The sequence below is a fragment of the Pseudomonas sp. R76 genome (assembly GCF_009834565.1).
Lineage (GTDB): Bacteria > Pseudomonadota > Gammaproteobacteria > Pseudomonadales > Pseudomonadaceae > Aquipseudomonas.
Genome location: NZ_CP019428.1, coordinates 5,900,859 through 5,918,731, shown reverse-complemented (window position 1 = coordinate 5,918,731; position 17,873 = coordinate 5,900,859). Strand labels below are relative to the sequence as shown.

17 protein-coding genes are annotated in these 17,873 nt (G+C 61.0%); 10 read left to right on the top strand and 7 right to left on the bottom strand.

Annotated features, from left to right (window positions below):
- Positions 1–5 precede the first annotated feature (5 nt).
- Positions 6–926: a histone deacetylase family protein gene (locus PspR76_RS26740; RefSeq protein ID WP_159960096.1), complete on the bottom strand. Its 921-nt coding sequence runs from the start codon at positions 924–926 to the stop codon at positions 6–8.
- 75 nt (positions 927–1,001) lie between these two features.
- Here PspR76_RS26740 and PspR76_RS26735 point away from each other — a divergent pair, with 75 nt between their 5' ends.
- Genes PspR76_RS26735 through PspR76_RS26725 form a run of 3 tightly spaced genes read left to right on the top strand, consistent with a single transcriptional unit; the run spans position 1,002 to position 3,066 of the window.
- Complete coding sequence (locus PspR76_RS26735) at positions 1,002–1,571, top strand: GNAT family N-acetyltransferase (protein WP_159960094.1); 570 nt, start codon at positions 1,002–1,004, stop codon at positions 1,569–1,571.
- A 41-nt stretch (positions 1,572–1,612) separates the two neighbouring features.
- A complete protein-coding gene (tesB, locus tag PspR76_RS26730) occupies positions 1,613–2,482 on the top strand; it encodes an acyl-CoA thioesterase II (protein WP_159960092.1) in 870 nt (289 codons plus the stop codon).
- Positions 2,479–3,066, top strand: a complete 588-nt coding sequence (locus tag PspR76_RS26725) for an HAD family hydrolase (RefSeq protein WP_159960090.1) — start codon at positions 2,479–2,481, stop codon at positions 3,064–3,066. The genes tesB and PspR76_RS26725 overlap by 4 nt, the downstream gene beginning before the upstream one ends.
- Positions 3,067–3,223: 157 nt before the next feature.
- Here the strand turns inward: PspR76_RS26725 and PspR76_RS26720 are convergent, their stop codons facing one another.
- From PspR76_RS26720 to PspR76_RS26710, 3 genes are all read right to left on the bottom strand, one after another.
- Positions 3,224–4,213 (bottom strand): alpha/beta hydrolase, encoded by a 990-nt coding sequence (locus PspR76_RS26720; RefSeq protein ID WP_159960088.1) that lies wholly within the window; start codon positions 4,211–4,213, stop codon positions 3,224–3,226.
- The gene (gene ypfJ, locus PspR76_RS26715) at positions 4,214–5,101 is read right to left on the bottom strand and encodes a KPN_02809 family neutral zinc metallopeptidase (RefSeq protein WP_159960086.1); all 888 of its coding nucleotides are present in this window, start codon (positions 5,099–5,101) and stop codon (positions 4,214–4,216) included.
- 171 nt (positions 5,102–5,272) lie between these two features.
- A complete protein-coding gene (locus PspR76_RS26710; RefSeq protein ID WP_159960084.1) occupies positions 5,273–5,689 on the bottom strand; it encodes a lipoprotein in 417 nt (138 codons plus the stop codon).
- Between the two features lie 199 nt (positions 5,690–5,888).
- Here PspR76_RS26710 and PspR76_RS26705 point away from each other — a divergent pair, with 199 nt between their 5' ends.
- The gene (locus PspR76_RS26705) at positions 5,889–6,767 is read left to right on the top strand and encodes a DMT family transporter (protein WP_159960082.1); all 879 of its coding nucleotides are present in this window, start codon (positions 5,889–5,891) and stop codon (positions 6,765–6,767) included.
- Position 6,768: 1 nt separating this feature from the next.
- Here PspR76_RS26705 and PspR76_RS26700 read toward each other — a convergent pair whose 3' ends face one another.
- Positions 6,769–8,103 (bottom strand): MFS transporter, encoded by a 1,335-nt coding sequence (locus PspR76_RS26700; RefSeq protein ID WP_159960080.1) that lies wholly within the window; start codon positions 8,101–8,103, stop codon positions 6,769–6,771.
- Between the two features lie 212 nt (positions 8,104–8,315).
- On the opposite strand from PspR76_RS26700, the gene quiC reads away from it, so the two are divergent.
- Together quiC and PspR76_RS26690 are read left to right on the top strand one after the other, a co-directional pair.
- Complete coding sequence (gene quiC, locus PspR76_RS26695) at positions 8,316–10,217, top strand: 3-dehydroshikimate dehydratase QuiC (protein ID WP_159960078.1); 1,902 nt, start codon at positions 8,316–8,318, stop codon at positions 10,215–10,217.
- An 80-nt stretch (positions 10,218–10,297) separates the two neighbouring features.
- Positions 10,298–10,963 (top strand): TetR/AcrR family transcriptional regulator, encoded by a 666-nt coding sequence (locus PspR76_RS26690; protein WP_159960076.1) that lies wholly within the window; start codon positions 10,298–10,300, stop codon positions 10,961–10,963.
- A 147-nt stretch (positions 10,964–11,110) separates the two neighbouring features.
- Here the strand turns inward: PspR76_RS26690 and PspR76_RS26685 are convergent, their stop codons facing one another.
- Together PspR76_RS26685 and aroQ are read right to left on the bottom strand one after the other, a co-directional pair.
- The gene (locus PspR76_RS26685; protein WP_159960074.1) at positions 11,111–11,959 is read right to left on the bottom strand and encodes a shikimate dehydrogenase; all 849 of its coding nucleotides are present in this window, start codon (positions 11,957–11,959) and stop codon (positions 11,111–11,113) included.
- A gap of 5 nt (positions 11,960–11,964) precedes the next feature.
- Positions 11,965–12,405, bottom strand: a complete 441-nt coding sequence (gene aroQ, locus PspR76_RS26680) for a type II 3-dehydroquinate dehydratase (RefSeq protein WP_145162258.1) — start codon at positions 12,403–12,405, stop codon at positions 11,965–11,967.
- A gap of 207 nt (positions 12,406–12,612) precedes the next feature.
- Here aroQ and PspR76_RS26675 point away from each other — a divergent pair, with 207 nt between their 5' ends.
- The 4 genes from PspR76_RS26675 to PspR76_RS26660 all read left to right on the top strand — a co-directional run bounded on the left by PspR76_RS26675 (position 12,613) and on the right by PspR76_RS26660 (position 17,822).
- The gene (locus PspR76_RS26675) at positions 12,613–13,134 is read left to right on the top strand and encodes an RNA polymerase sigma factor (protein WP_159960072.1); all 522 of its coding nucleotides are present in this window, start codon (positions 12,613–12,615) and stop codon (positions 13,132–13,134) included.
- Positions 13,135–13,197: 63 nt separating this feature from the next.
- Complete coding sequence (locus PspR76_RS26670; protein WP_159960070.1) at positions 13,198–14,196, top strand: FecR family protein; 999 nt, start codon at positions 13,198–13,200, stop codon at positions 14,194–14,196.
- Positions 14,197–14,347: 151 nt separating this feature from the next.
- A complete protein-coding gene (locus PspR76_RS26665) occupies positions 14,348–17,098 on the top strand; it encodes a TonB-dependent receptor (RefSeq protein WP_159960068.1) in 2,751 nt (916 codons plus the stop codon).
- Positions 17,099–17,201: 103 nt separating this feature from the next.
- The gene (locus tag PspR76_RS26660) at positions 17,202–17,822 is read left to right on the top strand and encodes a heme acquisition protein HasA (RefSeq protein ID WP_159960066.1); all 621 of its coding nucleotides are present in this window, start codon (positions 17,202–17,204) and stop codon (positions 17,820–17,822) included.
- Positions 17,823–17,873 lie beyond the last annotated feature (51 nt).

Below are 17,873 nucleotides of genomic sequence, written 5' to 3'. Positions count from 1 at the left end.
ACACTTCAATGACAACCTGATGACGTCCACACCCGTTGGGCGCTGTGGTGCAGGATGCCGTGGCGGCGGGCCAGGGCCGGGCGGTCCTTGCTGTAGCCGCCGCCGATCACGCCCATCACCGGAATGTCGCGGCCCAGGCAGTGGCGCATCACACTTTCATCACGGGCGGCGACGCCTGCGTCTGTCAGCTTGAGGTAACCGAGGGCGTCATCTTTATGCACATCAACGCCGGCGTCGTACAGCACCAGGTCGGGCTGGTACAGCGGCAGCAAGTAGTTGAGCGCGTCGTCGACCACCTTGAGGTAATCGGCGTCGCCCATGCCCATGGGCAGTGGGATGTCCCAGTCACTCTGGGCCTTGCGCGCGGGGAAGTTCTTTTCGCAATGCAGCGACACGGTGATGGCGTCCGGCGTGTCGTGGAGGATGCGCGCGGTGCCGTCGCCCTGGTGCACGTCGCAGTCGAAGATCAGCACGCGGTTAACTCGGCCGCTGGCCAGCAAGTAATGGCTGATCACCGCGAGGTCATTGAAGATGCAAAAGCCGGCCGGGTAATCGTAGTGGGCGTGGTGGGTGCCCCCCGCCAAGTGGCAGGCCAGGCCGTGTTCCAGTGCTTGTTCGGCGGCGAGTATCGAGCCGCCGACCGCACGCACGGTGCGCCGCGCCAGGGCTTCGTTCCACGGAAGGCCGAGGCGCCGCTGGTCTTCGCGGGACAACTCGCCGCCCATGTAGCGTTCGATATACCCAGCGTCATGGGCCAGGGCCAGAATCTCGGGCGGGCACAGTTCGGGGCGCAGCAGTTGGCGGTCCTCGGTCAGGCCGCTGTCCACCAGGTGATCGCGCAACAGGCGAAACTTGTCCATTGGGAACCGGTGGTCCGCCGGAAACTCCGGGCTGTAATCATCGTGGTAGATCAATGGCAAGGGCATGGGATTTTCTGACGGGAACCTGCGAAGGATCTTACCAGCGCTGTACACTCACGCACATGGCAAGGGAGGGGACCCATGGAGCCGATACTGGAATTGGAAAGCGCACGGCTGGTGCTGCGCCAATGGCGTGACAGCGACTTACCGGAATTTGCGCAGATGTGCGCCGACCCGCAGGTGATGCGTTATTTCCCGGCCAAGCTGAGCCACCTGGAAAGCGCCGCGTTGATCGGCCGGATTCGCGGGCATTTCGCCGAATATGGCTTTGGCTTTTGGGCCTTGCAGCGCAAGGACACCGGCGACTTTATCGGCCTGACCGGGCTGCAAAACGTCAACTTTGAAGCGGACTTTACCCCGGCGGTAGAAATTGGCTGGCGCCTGGCTCGCGAGCATTGGGGCCTGGGTTACGCCAGCGAAGCGGCCTGGACCGCGCTGCGCTGTGGTTTCGACCGGCTGCAATTGGATGAAATTCTCGCCTTTACCACCGAAACCAATCTGCCATCACAAAAAGTCATGCAGGCCATCGGTATGCATTACGATCCCCTGGCAGATTTTGAACACCCCAAGGTCGCAGCCGATGACCCGCTGCGCCATCATGTTTTGTACCGCATCACCCGCGCCCAATGGTTGGACACGCTGCACGGATAAGCAGCCCGGAATGCCCTATCGATTGTTGTAGGAGTTGCTCTATGAGCCAAGTATTGGAAGATCTGGTGGACTTGCTGACCCTGGAGCCGATCGAGGAAAACCTCTTTCGCGGCCGCAGCCAGGACCTGGGTTTTCGCCAGCTGTTCGGCGGCCAAGTGCTCGGCCAGTCGCTGTCGGCGGCCAGCCAGACCGTAGAAGAAGCGCGGCATGTGCATTCCCTGCACGGTTATTTCCTGCGCCCCGGCGATGCATCGTTGCCGGTGGTGTACTCCGTGGACCGTGTGCGCGATGGCGGCAGCTTCAGCACCCGCCGCGTCACGGCGATCCAGAAGGGCAACCCGATTTTCACCTGCACCACCTCGTTCCAGTACGACGAGCAAGGCTTTGAGCACCAGACCACCATGCCCGTGGTAGTCGGCCCGGAAAACCTGCCGTCGGAGCTGGAGCTGACCAAGCAGCGTGCGCACCTGATTCCTGAGCACATGCGCGACAAGTTGCTGTGCCCCAAGCCGATCGAAGTGCGCCCGGTCACGGAAAAAGACCCGTACAACCCGCAGCCGTCCGACCCGGTCAAATACGTGTGGTTCAGGGCTGACGGCGCCTTGGCTGATGCGCCGGCGCTGCATAAATACCTGCTGGCCTACGCCTCGGATTTCGGCCTGTTGACCACCTCGTTGCTGCCCCACGGCAAGACCGTTTGGCAGAAAGATATGCAGGTCGCCAGCCTCGACCATGCGCTGTGGTTCCACGCTGACCTGCGCGCCGATGACTGGTTGCTGTATGCGATGGACAGCCCGTGGGCCGGCAACTCGCGGGGTTTCTCGCGTGGCAGCGTGTACAACCGCGCCGGGCAACTGGTGGCGTCGGTGACCCAGGAAGGCTTGATTCGCCATCGCAAGGATTGGGCATGAGCCTGTCGGACGTTAAGCATTGGGTGTTTGACATGGACGGCACCCTCACGGTGGCCGTGCATGATTTTGCTGCGATTCGCGTGGCGCTGGAGATTCCGCCCGAGGATGACATCCTCACCCATCTGGCGGCCTTGCCGGCAGACGTTGCGGCAGCCAAGCATGCCTGGCTGCTGGAGCATGAGCGCGAACTGGCGCTGGGTTCTATTGCGGCCGATGGCGCGGTGGAACTGGTACGCGAATTGGCCGGGCGCGGTTATCGCCTCGGCATCCTGACGCGCAATGCGCGGGAGTTGGCGCATATCACCCTGGAGGCGATTGGCCTGGCGGACTGCTTTGCCGTCGAGGATGTGTTGGGGCGTGATGATGCGCCGCCCAAGCCGGATCCGGGTGGGTTGCTGAAGTTGGCGGCGGCGTGGGCTGTATCGCCCAGTGAGATGGTGATGGTCGGGGATTACCGCTTTGACCTGGATTGCGGGCGGGCGGCGGGGACCAGGACGGTGTTGGTGAACTTGCCGGAGAACCCGTGGCCGGAGTTGGCGGATTGGCATGCGGCGGATTGCGCGGTTTTGCGCCGGATGATCTAACCCAGACAATGAAGATCAAAGGTGGGAGCAGGCCTGTGTGGGAGCCGGGCTTGCCCGCGATAGGAACACCTCGGTATGTCTGGTAGACCGAGGTGTTTGCATCGCAGGCAAGCCAGCTCCCACACAAGCCAGCTCCAACCTTTTTAACCCGGTCGTGTCAGTTACTAGGAAACAACACCTTCTCACCCTCAGGTGAAGTAAACATCTTGTCCCCATCGTGCCCAACCCCCGGCACTTCCACCAGCTTCTGGGTCAGTTGCGGATGGCGCGCCTTGAGGTAATCAAAGTAGTTGTGCCCACGAATCAGGCGATACGCGCCCTGGGTTTCGGCTTCGCAGCTTTTATCCAGCGCCGGGTGGTTCGCGTCGGTGTCTTGCTGGCCCAGCAGGTAAGTGATGTTGCGTGACACGTAGGCCTGTTCAAGCTGTTGTGCGCTCTGGCCCTTGGCGTAGTCCGGCAGGTTTTGCATGCCGTATTTCCAGTCGTTGAAGCCTGGGCAACTGGCCGCGTCGAATTTGACCGGGCGCTGTGGGCTGAAGTAGGCGTAGGACGACGGGTTGGCCACCACGTAACGCAGGCTGATGCCTTCGGTTTGCAGTATCGGGTGGTCGTGGCCGGTGAGGGCGAAACGCTGCACCACCTGGCCGCCGCCGGAATGGCCAGCCACTACGATTTCTTTGAGTGCCGGGAACAGCTTGTGGTTGCCCAGGTGCTTGATGATCTGGTCGAGGGCGCCGTAGGAGCTGATCTGGCCTGGCCCGGTGGAGGGATCGCCGGCCATCCAGTCATTGCCGTTCCAGCGCAGCACCTGGTTGTCGAGGTGGTTGCGCTTTATGTCCGACTCATTGAGAAACTGCGGCGCAATCACCAGGGTGTTGGCAGCAACCCCGGCAGCGCTGGCCGCGTCTTCACCGCTTTGCAGGTAGGTCTGCGCATTACGCAGGCGACCGTGCACGATGATCAGTGCGCGAGTGACATTGGGCAGCGGCTGGCTCCAGTCCTGGCTCAGGCCCATGCTGAGGGCGCCGGCATCCAGTTGAAAACGATCGGGACTGACCACTTTGACGCCGTGTTCTTTTTCGGCAGCCCAGGTGGAGGAAGAGCAGGCAATCATCAAACTCAGCACTAGACCCAATCGTTTATTCATCTAAAGACTCTTCGCGGTAAAAGTGTCGCATTGAGTGATCTGGCCCTGGGCGAAGCCGGTCTTGAACCAGCGAACCCGCTGTGCCGAGGTGCCGTGGGTAAACGAGTCCGGCACTACGCGCCCTTGACCCTGTTGCTGTAAACGGTCATCGCCGATGGCGTTGGCCGCATTCAGTGCTTCTTCAATATCGCCGGGCTCCAGCCAGTTCAGGCGCTTTTGCGCACGGTTGGCCCACACACCGGCGAAACAGTCGGCTTGCAGTTCCTGGCGTACCAGCAGGCCGCCGTCGCCTTGCATCTGCCGGCCCTGTTGGCGTGCGGCTTGAATCTTGGCCGAGATGCCCAACAGCGTTTGCACGTGGTGCCCGACTTCGTGGGCGATCACGTAGGCCTGGGCGAAATCACCGGCGGCCTTGAAGCGTTGCGACATTTCCCGGAAGAAATCGAGGTCCAGATACACTTGCTGGTCAGCCGGGCAGTAGAACGGGCCGCTGGCTGAGGTCGCGCCACCGCAGGCGGAATTTACCCGGCCACGGAACAGAATCAGTTTCGGGTTCTTGTAGACCAACCCATTTTCCTTGAACACCTGGCCCCAGGTGTCTTCGGTATCGCCCAGTACCGCGCGGACAAAATCGGCTTGCTCGTCGTTGGCCGGCGGTGCCTGGCGCGATTGCGTGCTCACCGACGGCGCTTGCTCGACCTGGCCGGTCAACTGGCCGAGGATCTGCAGCGGGTCCTGGCCGGTCAGCCAGCCGATCCCGACGATCAGCACGATCGCCGTCAAACTCAGGCCCTTGCCGCCGCCAAAGCGTATGCCGCCACCGCCGCCGCCACTGTCATCGCGGGCATCTACCACGTTGTCGCTGCGTCGGCCTTTTTTCCATAGCATGGGGCAATCCTCTCGATGAACCTGTCGAACACTTTTCTAAGAGCAGTGTTGTTGGTGCGAATGAATGGCGCCAGCCCGGCTGTCCGACAAGAGACGAGAGTTGCCTAGTATCGCTGCTGTCAGGCCGTGCAGGCAGGGGCGCCAGATGAAAGTTGTGTCAGCTGCGCGGGGTCAGTCGCGGCAGTAGCCTTCGCCGGTATCGACAATCAGGCAGTCTTTTTTATCCGCCAGCCATTTCAGGCCGGTGGCTTCACCGTCGCCGGCGCTTAGCTGTTGCGGGCCGTCCGGGCGGGTAAAGGCGATGCCGTCTTCGTTAGCCTCACCCTTGAAGGTGCCTTCGTCGTCGGCGTCGAGGCCATACTTCATGGTCAGAATGTAATGACCACGGCCGATGCTGTCGTCCTTGGCGATGGTCAGGTTCAAGCCTTCGACGCCAATCCATTTGCCGACCCATTTGTCGGTGGGCGGGGTAGCCGGCACCAAGGTGGCTTGCACCGACGCCGGTGCGGGTTTGGGGGCTTCCTTGGACTCTTGGTTACAAGCAGTGAGCAGGGCGAAGGCAGAAAGAACGAAGAGTGTTTTTTTCATAGCGGCAAGGCCTTGGTTAAAAAGTGTGCAACGCGCGGGGAAACGTGCAGCGTTGGACTCAAATCCCGTGATTTAGTGCGCTGTTCGCACGGTGTTTGGTTATGCTCTTGGGGCGGACTACGGCCCGCCTGCTAGATTGCCGGGTTGAGTGCTGTTGCGTTCAGTGCTCAGCGATCAGCCCGCCACGCAAGAGAATTCAATGACTGTCAGTACACCCCTTTCCGGCGTCAACCATCCTTTCAAAGGCATCTTGTTGATTGTGGTGGCGACGTTTCTGTTTTCCAGCCACGACGCCCTGTCCAAATACCTGGCCGGGTTCTATCCGATTGTGATGGTGGTGTGGGCGCGTTACCTGGTGCACACCTTGTTGATGGCCGGCATCTTCCTGCCGCAATCGGGCTTGCGCGTGCTGCGCAGCAAACGCCCCGGCATGCAGGTGGTACGGGCGTTGTGCCTGTTGGGCACTAGCCTGTTTTTTACCGCTGCGTTGCATTACATCCCGTTGGCGGAAGCCACGGCGGTGAACTTCCTCGCGCCGATCCTGGTGACGGCGCTGTCGGTGCCGCTGCTCGGGGAGCACGTGACACGCGGCCAATGGCTGGCGGTGATCTGTGGGTTTGTCGGCGTGCTGATCATCATCCATCCCGGCGGTGAGCTGTTTACGCCGGCGGTGTTGCTGCCGCTGTGTTCGGCGCTGTTCTTCTGCTTCTACCAACTGCTTACGCGCATCCTCAGCCAGTACGACACGCCGACCACCAGCAACTTTTTTGCCGGGCTGTGCAATACCTTGGTGATGAGTGCGCTGGTGCCGTTCTTCTGGCATCTGCCGACGCTGTGGCACGGCGTGCTGATGTTGGCGCTGGGCACGTGCGGGATGACCGCCCACTTGATGTTGACCCAGGCCTTCCGCTTTGCGGCGCCGGCTTTGCTGGCGCCGTTCGGCTATTGCCAGATCGTGTTTGCGGGGTTGTTGGGCTGGCTGGTGTTCAAGCATACCCCCGACATGACCACGGTGGTCGGCATCGGGGTGATCTGCATGAGCGGGTTGGCCGCTGCCTGGCAGCAGCGGCGGCGTTGACTCAAACGTCGACTTTTGGAATTTTGCGCGGTGCCATGAAGTACATCCACGTCAGCGCAATGAAGTACATCGCCGGGATCAGCGTGAACAGTACGGTGTAGTTGTTGTTCGTGACCGTGAGGATATGACCGACGATCTGGGTCATGAACATGCCGCCAATGGCCGCGCACATACCACCGAAACCGAACACCGTGCTCATCATGTGCTTGGGCGTGTAGTCCATCACCAGGCTCCAGATGTTGGCGGTCCAGGCCTGGTGCGCGCCGATGGCCAGGGAGATGGCGAACACGGCAACCCACAGCTGGCTGGAGCCGGCGGCCATGATGACGCCGACGATGCAGCAGGCAAACAGCAGCATCGACAACAGCCGCGCCTTGATCGGGTTCATCCCGCGGCCGATCAGGAACGAGGACAGAATCCCTCCACCCACGCTGCCGAAGTCGGCGGTCAGGTAGATGATGATCAGCGGGATGCCCATTTGGGTCACGTTGATGCCCAGGTTGTATTGCTGGTTCAAAAACGGCGGCAGCCAGTACAGGTAGAACCAGAACACCGGCGCGGTCATCGCGTAGGCGAGGGCGAAGGCCCAGGTGCCACGCATGCGCAGGATGCGGCTGAAAGGCACGCTGGGTTGTTCGGGTTCGACTTCCTGTTGCACGTAGTCCAATTCGGATTGTTTGGCCGTCGGATGGTCTTCCGGGTTGTAGTACTTCAAGCCCCAGAACACCAGCCAGATACCCCCCAACGATGCCATGCACAGGAACGCCGCCTGCCAGCCCCACACGTGCAGGATCAGCGGCAGCAGCATCGGCGTCATCATTGCGCCAACGTTAGTGCCCGCGTTGAAGATACCCGTGGCCACCGCACGCTCACCGGCCGGAAACCACAGGCGGGTGGTCTTGACGCAGGCGGGGTAGTTGGCGGCCTCGGTCAGCCCGAGAATAAAGCGGCAGACCATAAACCCTACGGCCGAGGTGGCCAGGCCGTGGGCGCCGGTGGCCAGGCTCCACAGCAGCACCGCGCAGAAGAACACGCGCTTCACGCCGACTCGGTCAATCAGCCGGCCTTGCAACACAAAGCCGATGGCGTAGCCGACCTGGAACCAGAAGTTGATGTTGGCGTAGTCCATCGCCGTCCAGCTCATCTCCTTGGCCAGGATCGGCTGCATCACGCCGAGCGCGGCGCGGTCGATGTAGTTAAGCGTGGTGGCGAAGAACACCAGGGCCAGCATGCCCCAGCGCGTTTTACCCACGGCCATGGCGCCGCGGATTTTGTCGCCGATACCGGCTTGCGGGTTGCCCGGGCGCGCGGCCAGGGCGGGATTTTGCAGAGGCATGAGGTCGTACCCGTTTTTTGAAATTTTTATGGTGTGTTCTGGGTCTTGGTGCAGGTTCGATGGTGCGCAGCGGTTAAAACATCGTCAATTCGCCAAACCGGCATAGTGTTCGGTAATCGCCCGAAAAACTAACTGGTTCGTACATTTTAATTGCTGCGTGTAGGCTAGGGGCGAATAATTTGTCGCAAACAACAATTGCCGGGAGTCGCCCCATGCAACGTTCCATTGCCACCGTTTCCTTGAGCGGCACCCTGCCGGAAAAGCTCGAAGCCATTTCCGCCGCCGGTTTTGATGGGGTCGAAGTCTTCGAAAACGATTTGTTGTATTACGATGGCAGCCCACGGGAAGTTAGGCAGATGTGCGCCGACCTTGGCATCGCCATCACCTTGTTCCAGCCGTTCCGCGACTTTGAAGGCTGCCGCCGCGACCGCCTGGCGCGCAACCTGGAACGCGCCGAACGCAAGTTCGACTTGATGCAGGAACTGGGCACTGACCTGGTCTTGGTGTGCAGCAATGCTTCCGCCGATTGCGTCGGCGATGAACGTATTTTGCTCGACGACCTCAGCCTGCTCGCCGAACACGCCGGCCGCCGTGGTCTGCGCATCGGCTATGAAGCCCTGGCCTGGGGCAAGCATGTGAACACCTGGCAGCAGGTGTGGAACCTGGTGCGGCAGGTCGACCACCCGAGCCTCGGCGTGTTGCTCGACAGTTTTCACACCCTGTCACTCAAGGGCGACCCGAGTGGAATCGCCGATATTCCCGGTGACAAAATCTTCTTTGTGCAAATGGCCGATGCGCCGATCCTGGCCATGGATGTGCTGGAGTGGAGCCGGCATTTCCGCTGCTTCCCGGGGCAGGGCGAGTTCGACCTGGCGGGCTTTCTCGCGCCAATCATCAAGAGTGGCTACACCGGACCGCTGTCCCTGGAAATTTTCAATGACGGTTTCCGTGCGGCCCCGACCCGGGCCAATGCGGCGGATGGCTTGCGTTCGCTGCTGTACCTTGAAGAGAAAACCCGTCAGCGCCTGGCGCAGGAACAGCCTGCCAAGCCGGTCGATATTCTGTTTGAAACCCCGGCCGCCAGTGAATACGACGGCATCGAATTCCTCGAATTTGCCGTGGATGAAAACCTCGGCGCCAAGCTCACGCAGTGGCTGGAGCGCCTGGGGTTCGTCAAAGCCGGGCAGCACCGTTCCAAGAGTGTGAGCCTGTTGCGCCAGGGTGACATCAACCTGATCCTCAACTGCGAACCCTATTCCTTTGCCCACAACTTTTTTGAAGCCCATGGGCCGTCGCTGTGCGCCACGGCCATTCGGGTCAAGGACAGCGCCAAGGCGTTGCAGCGGGCGGTGGCCTACAAGGGCCAGCCTTATCGCGGTCTCGTGGGGCCAAATGAGCTTGAGCTGGCCGCCGTGCGCGCGCCGGACGGCAGCCTGATTTACCTGGTAGACCCAAGCGAAGGCGGGCTGTATGACACCGACTTCAACCTGCAAGCGAATACGGCCTCAAGCGGCGGGCTGCTGCGCATTGACCATATGGCCATGGCGCTGCCGGCCGACAGCCTCGACAGCTGGGTGCTGTTCTACAAGAGCCTGCTGGATTTCGAAGCCGACGACGAGGTGGTACTGCCCGACCCTTATGGCCTGGTGAAAAGCCGCGCGCTACGCAGCCGCTGCAGCTCGATCCGCCTGCCGTTGAATATTTCCGAGAACCGCAACACCGCCATTTCCCACGCGCTGTCGAGCTATCGTGGCTCGGGTGTGCACCATATTGCCTTCGACTGCGCGGACATTTTCGCCGAGGTAAGCCGGGCTAAAGAGGCAGGTGTGCCGTTGCTGGACATCCCGCTCAATTACTACGACGACTTGGCCGCGCGGTTTGATTTCGACGATGAGTTCCTCAGCGAGTTGGCGTACTACAACGTGCTGTACGACCGTGACGCCCAAGGTGGTGAGCTGTTTCACGTGTACACCGAGCCTTTCGAGGGGCGGTTTTTCTTCGAGATCATCCAACGCAAAAACGGCTACGCCGGGTACGGCGCGGCCAACGTGGCGGTGCGCCTGGCGGCGATGGCCAAATCCCGCAGCGGCGCGGTGCGCCAAGCACGGTTATGACTGACGGCCGGGTGCTTCCTTCGGGGAGCGCCTCGGCCCATAATCGCGGCCTGCACAACAAAAATGGCCGTGAGCGCACCATGACCCTGACCCCCGACCTCTCCGCTGTGTCAGACGCACCGCGCAAGAGTCGTAAGAACAACCCGGAAAAGACCCGCGAAAATATCCTTCAGGAAGCCATTGTCGAGTTTGTTCAGCAGGGCCTGTCCGGCGCTCGCGTGGATGCCATCGCCGAGCGTATCCACACCTCCAAGCGCATGATCTATTACTACTTCGGCAGCAAGGAGCAGTTGTACGTCGAAGTGCTGGAGAAACTCTACGGCGATATTCGCAACACCGAAACCCGCATGAACCTCACGGCCCTGGAACCGCGCGAAGCGATACGGCGGCTGGTGGAATTCACCTTTGATCACCATGACCAGAACGTGGATTTCGTGCGGATCGTCAGCATCGAAAATATCAACAACGCCGAATACGTAAAGCGCTCGGACTCGATCAAGGCGATGAACAGCAATATTCTCGAGGGGCTGGGGGCAACGTTGCGGCGGGGCGCCGAGATGGGGTTGTTCCGCCAGGGGTTGGACCCGTTGGACGTGCACCTGCTGATCAACTCATTCAGTTTCTACCGGGTGTCCAACCGTCATACATTCAGCGAGATTTTTCAGATCGAGCTGGCGGACGAAGCGGTTAAACAACGGCACCGCGAGATGATTTGTGACTCGGTGATGCGTTATCTCCAGGTCTGAAATCTCTCCTTGCGCAAACCTGGATGCAACCAATGTGGGAGCCGGGCTTGCCCGCGATGGCGGTCTATCAGCTATAAATCAGCTGTCTGACACACCGCTATCGCCGGCAAGCCAGCTCCCACATTTTTGCGATTCGGTTTTTGTCAGTCAGGTATTCATGCTCTGAAAGTGCGCCAACATCCTCTGCGCATCCGGCGCTTCGCCACTGAACAACTCGAACGCCTTCACGGCCTGAAACACCGCCATGTTGCCGCCATCCAGCGTGCGGCAACCCAAGGCGCGGGCGTCGCGCAGCAGCTCGGTTTCCAGCGGAAAGTACACTATTTCCGCCACCCATAATTGCGCCCGCAACAGGCTGCTCGGCACCGGCGTGCCGGGCAGTTTGGCCATGCCCATCGGCGTGGTATTGACCAGGCCATCCGCCTCGGCGATGGCGCTTTCCAAATGGTTGCCGACCTGAGCGCGGCCGCTGCCGAAATGCTGCGTGAGGTTATCCACAAGGTCGTGGGCGCGAGCCTTGTCTACGTCGAAAATGCTCAACTGTTCCACGCCTTCCGCCAGCAACGCATGGGCCACCGCCGCACCTGCACCGCCGGCGCCCATCTGCACCACGCGTTGACGCGCAACATCACTTAAATTGCGCCGAAACCCTTCGGCGAAACCCAGGCAGTCGGTGTTGTGACCGATGCGTTTGCCGTTCCTGAACACCACGGTGTTGACCGCGCCAATGCCTCGAGCTTCGTCGGATAACTCATCGAGTAACGGTAGGATCGCTTGCTTGCACGGGTAGGTAATGTTCAACCCGGTGAACTGCATCCGCTCGGCGGCGTCCAGCAGGTCGGGCAGGGCGTTGATGTTCAGTTGCAGCGGTTCCAGATCAATCAGGCGGTACAGATAACGCAGGCCCTGGGCGTCACCTTCTTGTTCATGCAGGGCAGGGGTGCGGGAGGCTTGGATGCCCGAGCCGATCAGGCCGGCGAGGATGCGCGGTTTCATCAAGGTCACCCTTTCAACGTGTGGCTGAAATGTTCCAGGGCCAGGTGGTAGCCGTGGCTGCCGAAGCCTGCGAGCACTGCCTTGGCAATGGGTGAGACAAAGGAGTGATGCCGAAACGCCTCACGTGCGTGCACGTTGGATAAATGCACTTCGATCACCGGCACTTCACTGGCGACGAGGGCGTCGCGAATCGCTACCGAAGTGTGGGTCCAGGCCGCGGGGTTGATCACGATGCCGGCGCACCGGGCGCGGGCGCCGTGGATCCAGTCGAGTAATTCACCTTCATGGTTGGTCTGGCGGAACTCAATTTTCAGCCCGAGTTTTTCCGCGCTGCGGCCGCACAGGGCGGCGATGTCGGCCAGGGTTTCATGGCCATAGGTGGCGGGCTCGCGAGTGCCGAGCAGGTTGAGGTTGGGGCCGTTGAGCACCAGCACGATAGGCGGCATTTAGGGGTTCTCCACAGTTCTTATAGGTTGTGAAGATAAAATGTACTGGATGGTTAATTTGGTCAATTGATGGCGGCGGATGTGTTCGATTATCGAACCGTTATTCAGCACGTTCGCACCGGATAATCGGATTAGATATCAATTGAAAATCATTCTCGACAACGCTTAAGATGCCGGTCTGTTTCCATCACATTCCAGGGAGTCGGTTTGTCGGACGTGGATCTCAAAGGCCTGTTTCTCAAGCACGCCGATACCCTGCGCGGGTATCTGGCGCGCAAGGTGCGGGACCCGCAATTGGCCGCAGACCTGGTGCAGGAGAGTTTCCTGCGCCTGGCGGAAAAACCGGCCGGCGAGCGCATCGACAACTCCCAGGGCTATCTCTATCGAACGGCGAGCAATCTGCTGATCGACCATATTCGCCAGGAGGCGCGGCGCAAGACAGACTCCGTGCCCCACGAGGCGCTGGCCGAGATTGAAGATGACGTGGCCGGCTTGGAGGCGCAGGCAATGGCGCAGCAGCAGCGACAGGCATTGAAGCAGGCACTGGCGGAGTTGCCGGAACGCACCCAGCAGGTTTTCCGTCTGAACCGCATCGAAGGCATGACCCATGCCCAGGTGGCCCGGCGCCTGGAGATCTCCGACAGCTCTGTGCAGAAGCATCTGGCCAAGGCCTTGGCGTATGTGATGCAACGCTTGCAGGAAGGCGAGGTGAAGCCATCCGACGAATGAATTACCGAAAAGCGCCGGGCCAGACGTCACAGCGTTTATATAACGAAAATTCGAGATTCACACGTGAATAGCCAGGGTCCGCAACAGCACAGCATTACCGAGGCGGCCGCCGAGTGGACGGTGCGCCTGCACGCCGGTGCCCTGACCGAACAGGAGCAGGCCGAGCTGCGGCATTGGATCGCCTGCGACAGTCGCCATGAGGCCGCACTGCGTTTTGCCGAGCAGACGTGGGCCGCCTTGGGCGAGTTGCACAAGGACGAACCGGTGCATCGCCAGCGCCCATCTTCAGCACCGTTGCCGGTGCGCCGGCCCAAACGGCGCAGACTCTGGCAGCGCGTGGCGGCCGTCGCGGTGGTTGTGCTGGTGGCGGGCGTTGGCTGGGTGCGTGGGCCGGATGCCTTGCTGCGCCTGCAGGCTGACTATGTCACCCAGAAAGGCGAAGTGCGTACGGTGCACCTGGCCGACGGCAGCGCTGTCGTGCTGGATTCTGCCAGCGCCATCCGCTTGGACTACGACGGCGTACAGCGGCGCATCAGCCTGATTCAGGGCTCGGCGATTTTTGATGTGGCGCCCATGACCGGGCAGGAAACGCGGCCGTTCGTGGTGCAAAGTGCCGCCGGGCAGACGCGTGCGTTGGGCACGCGGTTTGTGGTCGAGCGTGAAGGGGCCAGCCAGGCCTGGGTTGGCGTGCTACAGCACAGCGTTGAAGTGTCTCTGCAAACCGCACCCAAAAACGGCCCGAGCGAATCCGTGCTCAAGGAGGGCCAGGTCGCGCGCTACAGTCCCCGGGACGGCGTGGTGGCGCTTGATCGATTCGATGTAGAACGCGCCACCAGTTGGCGGCGCGGTGTGTTGATCTTTGACCGGTTGCCACTGGCCAAGGTCATCGAGCAACTCAACCGCTATCGCCCAGGCCACGTGGTGTTGACCAACCCGGCCTTGGGCGATCGCGAAGTCAGCGGCGTGTTCCGCCTCGACATGCTCGACACCGCGCTGGGCACCTTGACCCAGGAACTCCAAGTGCAACGCTTGGACCTGGCGGGCCTCAGCCTGATCTATTGATAAGCCGGTGGGAGACCTGCCTCCCGCCGTGCGCGACACACCTTCCTGAAAAACTTTCCCAAAACACTTACTGACTTCCTGGGCCTCGTACGTCTTGCTAGGTGAGAAGCATTCGCATAAACAAAAAACGCTCAGCGCAGGGAACCCAGAAATGTCAGCACTCACCAAGGGGCGTGTCACCGGTAGCCGGTTAGCCCTGGCCATTCACTTGGGCCTGTTCGCCATAACAGCGCCGGTGTATGCCGCGCAACCCCAAGCGGGCGCCACCCAGACTGCGGTGCAGATGTTCGATATTCCGGCGCAACCTTTGGGCAGCGCCGTGCTGGCGTTTGCTGATCAAGCCGGCCTGCAAGTGCTGTTCGACAGCCAGCGTCTGCAAGGCTTGAGCAGTACGGCACTGAAGGGCAGCTTCAGCGTGCAGGAAGGCCTTGGCCGTTTGCTCGGCGGCGCACCGGTGGAGTATCGCTTTACCGGCGAGCGGCAGGTCACCCTCAATCGCGTCGCTGACACCCACGACGGCGCCATGACCGTCGGCACCACCACCATCACCGGCAACACCAACGGCCAGGCCGGCGATTGGGTGTATCAGAGCCCAAAGTCGGTGGCCGTGATCAGCCGTGACATGATCGACAAACGCCCGCCCCGTCACGCCGCCGACATGCTCGAAGAAACCGCCGGCGTCTACACCGCCGTCAATCAGCGCGACCCTGGCCTCTCTGTGAACATTCGCGGCGTGCAGGACTATGGCCGGGTGAACATGAACATCGACGGCATGCGCCAGAACTTCAACGTCAACGGCCACCAGCAGCGCAACGGCACGATGTTGATCGACCCGGAATTCATCTCCAGCATCGAGATCGACAAGGGCAGCCAGTCGGGCCAGGGCGGGGCGGCAGTGCTGGGCGGGATTGCTTCGTTCAAGACCTTGGACGCCAGCGAATTTCTTAAAGATGGCAAAGAGATCGGCGGGCGTTTTCGCGCCGGCAGCGGCATCGGCGAACTGGGTAACGGCACCTACTTCAACGGCAGCGGGGTGGTTGCCTTTGGGGATGAGCGCGGCGATGTGCTGCTGGGTTACAGCGAGCGGCATTTCGGCAACTACCGCGCGGGCACCCATAACGATCAAAAGCTAGGCACCCATATGCGCGCGCGTAAATACGCGCCGGCGGCCTTTGATGATTGGTTGAACAGCGAAGTTGGCGATATGGGCAGTGTCACCCGTTCGCAGATCGTCAAGTTCGGTCTGAACCTGCCCAATGACCAGCGCGTGCAGCTGAGCTACCTGGAAAGCGACAGCGACAGCAATGATGCCTGGGCTTACATCGCCGATGACCTGCAGAGCGTCTACTACCATCGCGTGAGCAAGAACAACCTCAACGCCAAGAACTTCGCGCTGGACTACAGCTACACGCCGGATAACCCGCTGATCGACCTGAAAGCCAAGGTCTACTACGTCACCACCCAACTGGGTCGCGCCAATACCCCCACGCTGTCCACGCCAGGCACGGGGAACTACGTGGGCGCCTACACCGACCACTTCCAGACCGACACCTGGGGGCTGCAGGGTGACAACACCTCGCGCTTTGATTTCGGTGAGCGCGGCCATCTGAGCTGGAACTACGGCCTGGAGATGTACCAGGACGAGTTCAAGCCACGCACCAACAAAGTTGAGGCCGCCAACGACCTCGCACTGCTGCCCTATGCCGAAGGCAGTACGCCGAGTGGCAAGCGCACCATCGCCAGCCTGTTCAACAACCTGCAATACGAATACGGCGATTGGCTGACCCTGGATGCAGGCCTGCGTTACGACCGCTATCGGCTCGAAGGCCAGACCGGCATGACCTTGTACCGGCGCGACCGCTTCTTCAATAGCCTGGTGGGCGCAAAGCGTGTGTCGGAAGTGATCGATGTGGACCGTGAAGAAGGAAAGTTCTCCCCCACCTTCGGTATCGCGGTCAAGCCGGGCGTTGACTGGCTGCAACTCTATACCCGTTGGGGCAAGGGCTGGCGCCCGCCGGCGGTCACCGAGACCTTCATGACCGGCCGCCCCCACGGCGGCGGTTCCGGGGAGCGGGTGTTCCCCAACCCGTACCTCAAGCCTGAAGAATCGCGGGATTGGGAAGTGGGCACGAACGTGTTCAAGGAGGGCTTGTTCTTCAATGACGACCGCCTCGGCATGAAGGTGGCGTACTTCGATACCCGGATTGAAAACTTCTCCTTCCTCAACACCAGCGTCAGCTTGCCCGAGACCCAAGTAGGCGGCTTTCTCGGGACCATGGCCTACGTCAACAACACCAACCCGACGCGCTTTCGCGGTTTGGAATACCAGCTCAATTACGACATGGGCCGCGCATACGCCAACCTCAGCTACACGCACATGATCGGCAGTAATGAGTTCTGCTCGAAGAACTATTACATGGGCGGGGCCAAGACCACCGGGCCAAGAACCACGCGCCTGGAACGCTTCACGCTGCCGAACGGGCGCATCAGCCTGCGGCCGGTCACAACCTACGAAGTGCTGGACGACAACGTCGCCAACAACAAGGAAAGCTGCGGCCGAATCATGGGCAACGCCACCTACATGCCTGCCGATCGCGGCTCGCTGACGCTGGGCGCGCGCTTCCTGGAAAAGCGCCTGGATACCGGCGTGCGTGTGCGTTACAGCGCGGGTAACGGCGAAAACCTCAATCAGCAAGGCTACGAGCTGATGGACCAGGCGATGTGGCCGCAATACACCCTCTATGACCTGTACGCCAGTTACTGGATGACCGATCACCTGAACATCGCACTGGCGTTGGAAAACGCCACCGACGAAGCCTATTTCGTCGCCATGGGCGATGCCAACAACCTCAGCCTGGCGCGCGGGCGGACGCTGAGCGGGATGCTGGAATACAAGTTCTGATCCGTGTGCCACGGCACGCGATCACAGGTTTTGCCCAAGGCTGGGCAAAAAAGCGCGCCGCTTTGGCGTGCTCATCAACAACGTTGTTTAACGAGGTTTAGCGATGACTATTTCTGTTAGCTACGATTCGGGCCTGGGTTCACTGTCGGTCTCCGACTACCTGAGCGCTTGGGCTGTTGGGTTCAACACGGCTGGCCACGGCGCCAGCAACACCGGTGGTTTCAGCAACGGCACCCTCAGCGGCGATCAGTATTCGACCCACGGCGCCAGCGGCTCCGAATACGCGTTTATCGCCGACAGCGACACCAGCAATGGCCTGCACTATGTGTTCAACCCTTCGCTGCCTGCCGGCAACAACCTGAACCACTACCTGTGGGGCGACCTGGACAACGTGCAACTGGGCACCGGCCTAGGCGGCGGTAGCGGCAGCGACTTCACCTTGAACGACTTCAAAGTCGCATTCAACGGCCTCGACCTGAGCGCCGCCGAAGGTGCCGGCCGTGCGGGCAATGAGGTACAGAGCGTGATCTTCGGCCTGATGCAGGGCAACACCACTGCGCTGGAAACCGTGCTCAACAACGTGCTCGACGACTTTGGCCTGTCCACCGCCAGCACCTTCGACGAAGTGTCGGCGGGCCTGGCGGCACACGCCAGCGCAGCCAGCGCCGATGTCGCCCTGGTCGGCGTGCAAGATGTGGCGCAGGACTGGGCACTCGCTGCCTGAATCACTGCTGCATGAAAAAAGCGAAGGGGAGATCGCTCTCCCGTTCGCCGC

Bases quoted from the DNA above. Each gene is read 5' to 3' on its own strand.
- PspR76_RS26740 (WP_159960096.1), bottom strand. From the start codon at position 926: ATGCCCTTGCCATTGATCTACCACGATGATTACAGCCCGGAGTTTCCG.
- PspR76_RS26735 (WP_159960094.1), top strand. From the start codon at position 1,002: ATGGAGCCGATACTGGAATTGGAAAGCGCACGGCTGGTGCTGCGCCAA.
- tesB (WP_159960092.1), top strand. From the start codon at position 1,613: ATGAGCCAAGTATTGGAAGATCTGGTGGACTTGCTGACCCTGGAGCCG.
- PspR76_RS26725 (WP_159960090.1), top strand. From the start codon at position 2,479: ATGAGCCTGTCGGACGTTAAGCATTGGGTGTTTGACATGGACGGCACC.
- PspR76_RS26720 (WP_159960088.1), bottom strand. From the start codon at position 4,213: ATGAATAAACGATTGGGTCTAGTGCTGAGTTTGATGATTGCCTGCTCT.
- ypfJ (WP_159960086.1), bottom strand. From the start codon at position 5,101: ATGCTATGGAAAAAAGGCCGACGCAGCGACAACGTGGTAGATGCCCGC.
- PspR76_RS26710 (WP_159960084.1), bottom strand. From the start codon at position 5,689: ATGAAAAAAACACTCTTCGTTCTTTCTGCCTTCGCCCTGCTCACTGCT.
- PspR76_RS26705 (WP_159960082.1), top strand. From the start codon at position 5,889: ATGACTGTCAGTACACCCCTTTCCGGCGTCAACCATCCTTTCAAAGGC.
- PspR76_RS26700 (WP_159960080.1), bottom strand. From the start codon at position 8,103: ATGCCTCTGCAAAATCCCGCCCTGGCCGCGCGCCCGGGCAACCCGCAA.
- quiC (WP_159960078.1), top strand. From the start codon at position 8,316: ATGCAACGTTCCATTGCCACCGTTTCCTTGAGCGGCACCCTGCCGGAA.
- PspR76_RS26690 (WP_159960076.1), top strand. From the start codon at position 10,298: ATGACCCTGACCCCCGACCTCTCCGCTGTGTCAGACGCACCGCGCAAG.
- PspR76_RS26685 (WP_159960074.1), bottom strand. From the start codon at position 11,959: ATGAAACCGCGCATCCTCGCCGGCCTGATCGGCTCGGGCATCCAAGCC.
- aroQ (WP_145162258.1), bottom strand. From the start codon at position 12,405: ATGCCGCCTATCGTGCTGGTGCTCAACGGCCCCAACCTCAACCTGCTC.
- PspR76_RS26665 (WP_159960068.1), top strand. From the start codon at position 14,348: ATGTCAGCACTCACCAAGGGGCGTGTCACCGGTAGCCGGTTAGCCCTG.
- PspR76_RS26660 (WP_159960066.1), top strand. From the start codon at position 17,202: ATGACTATTTCTGTTAGCTACGATTCGGGCCTGGGTTCACTGTCGGTC.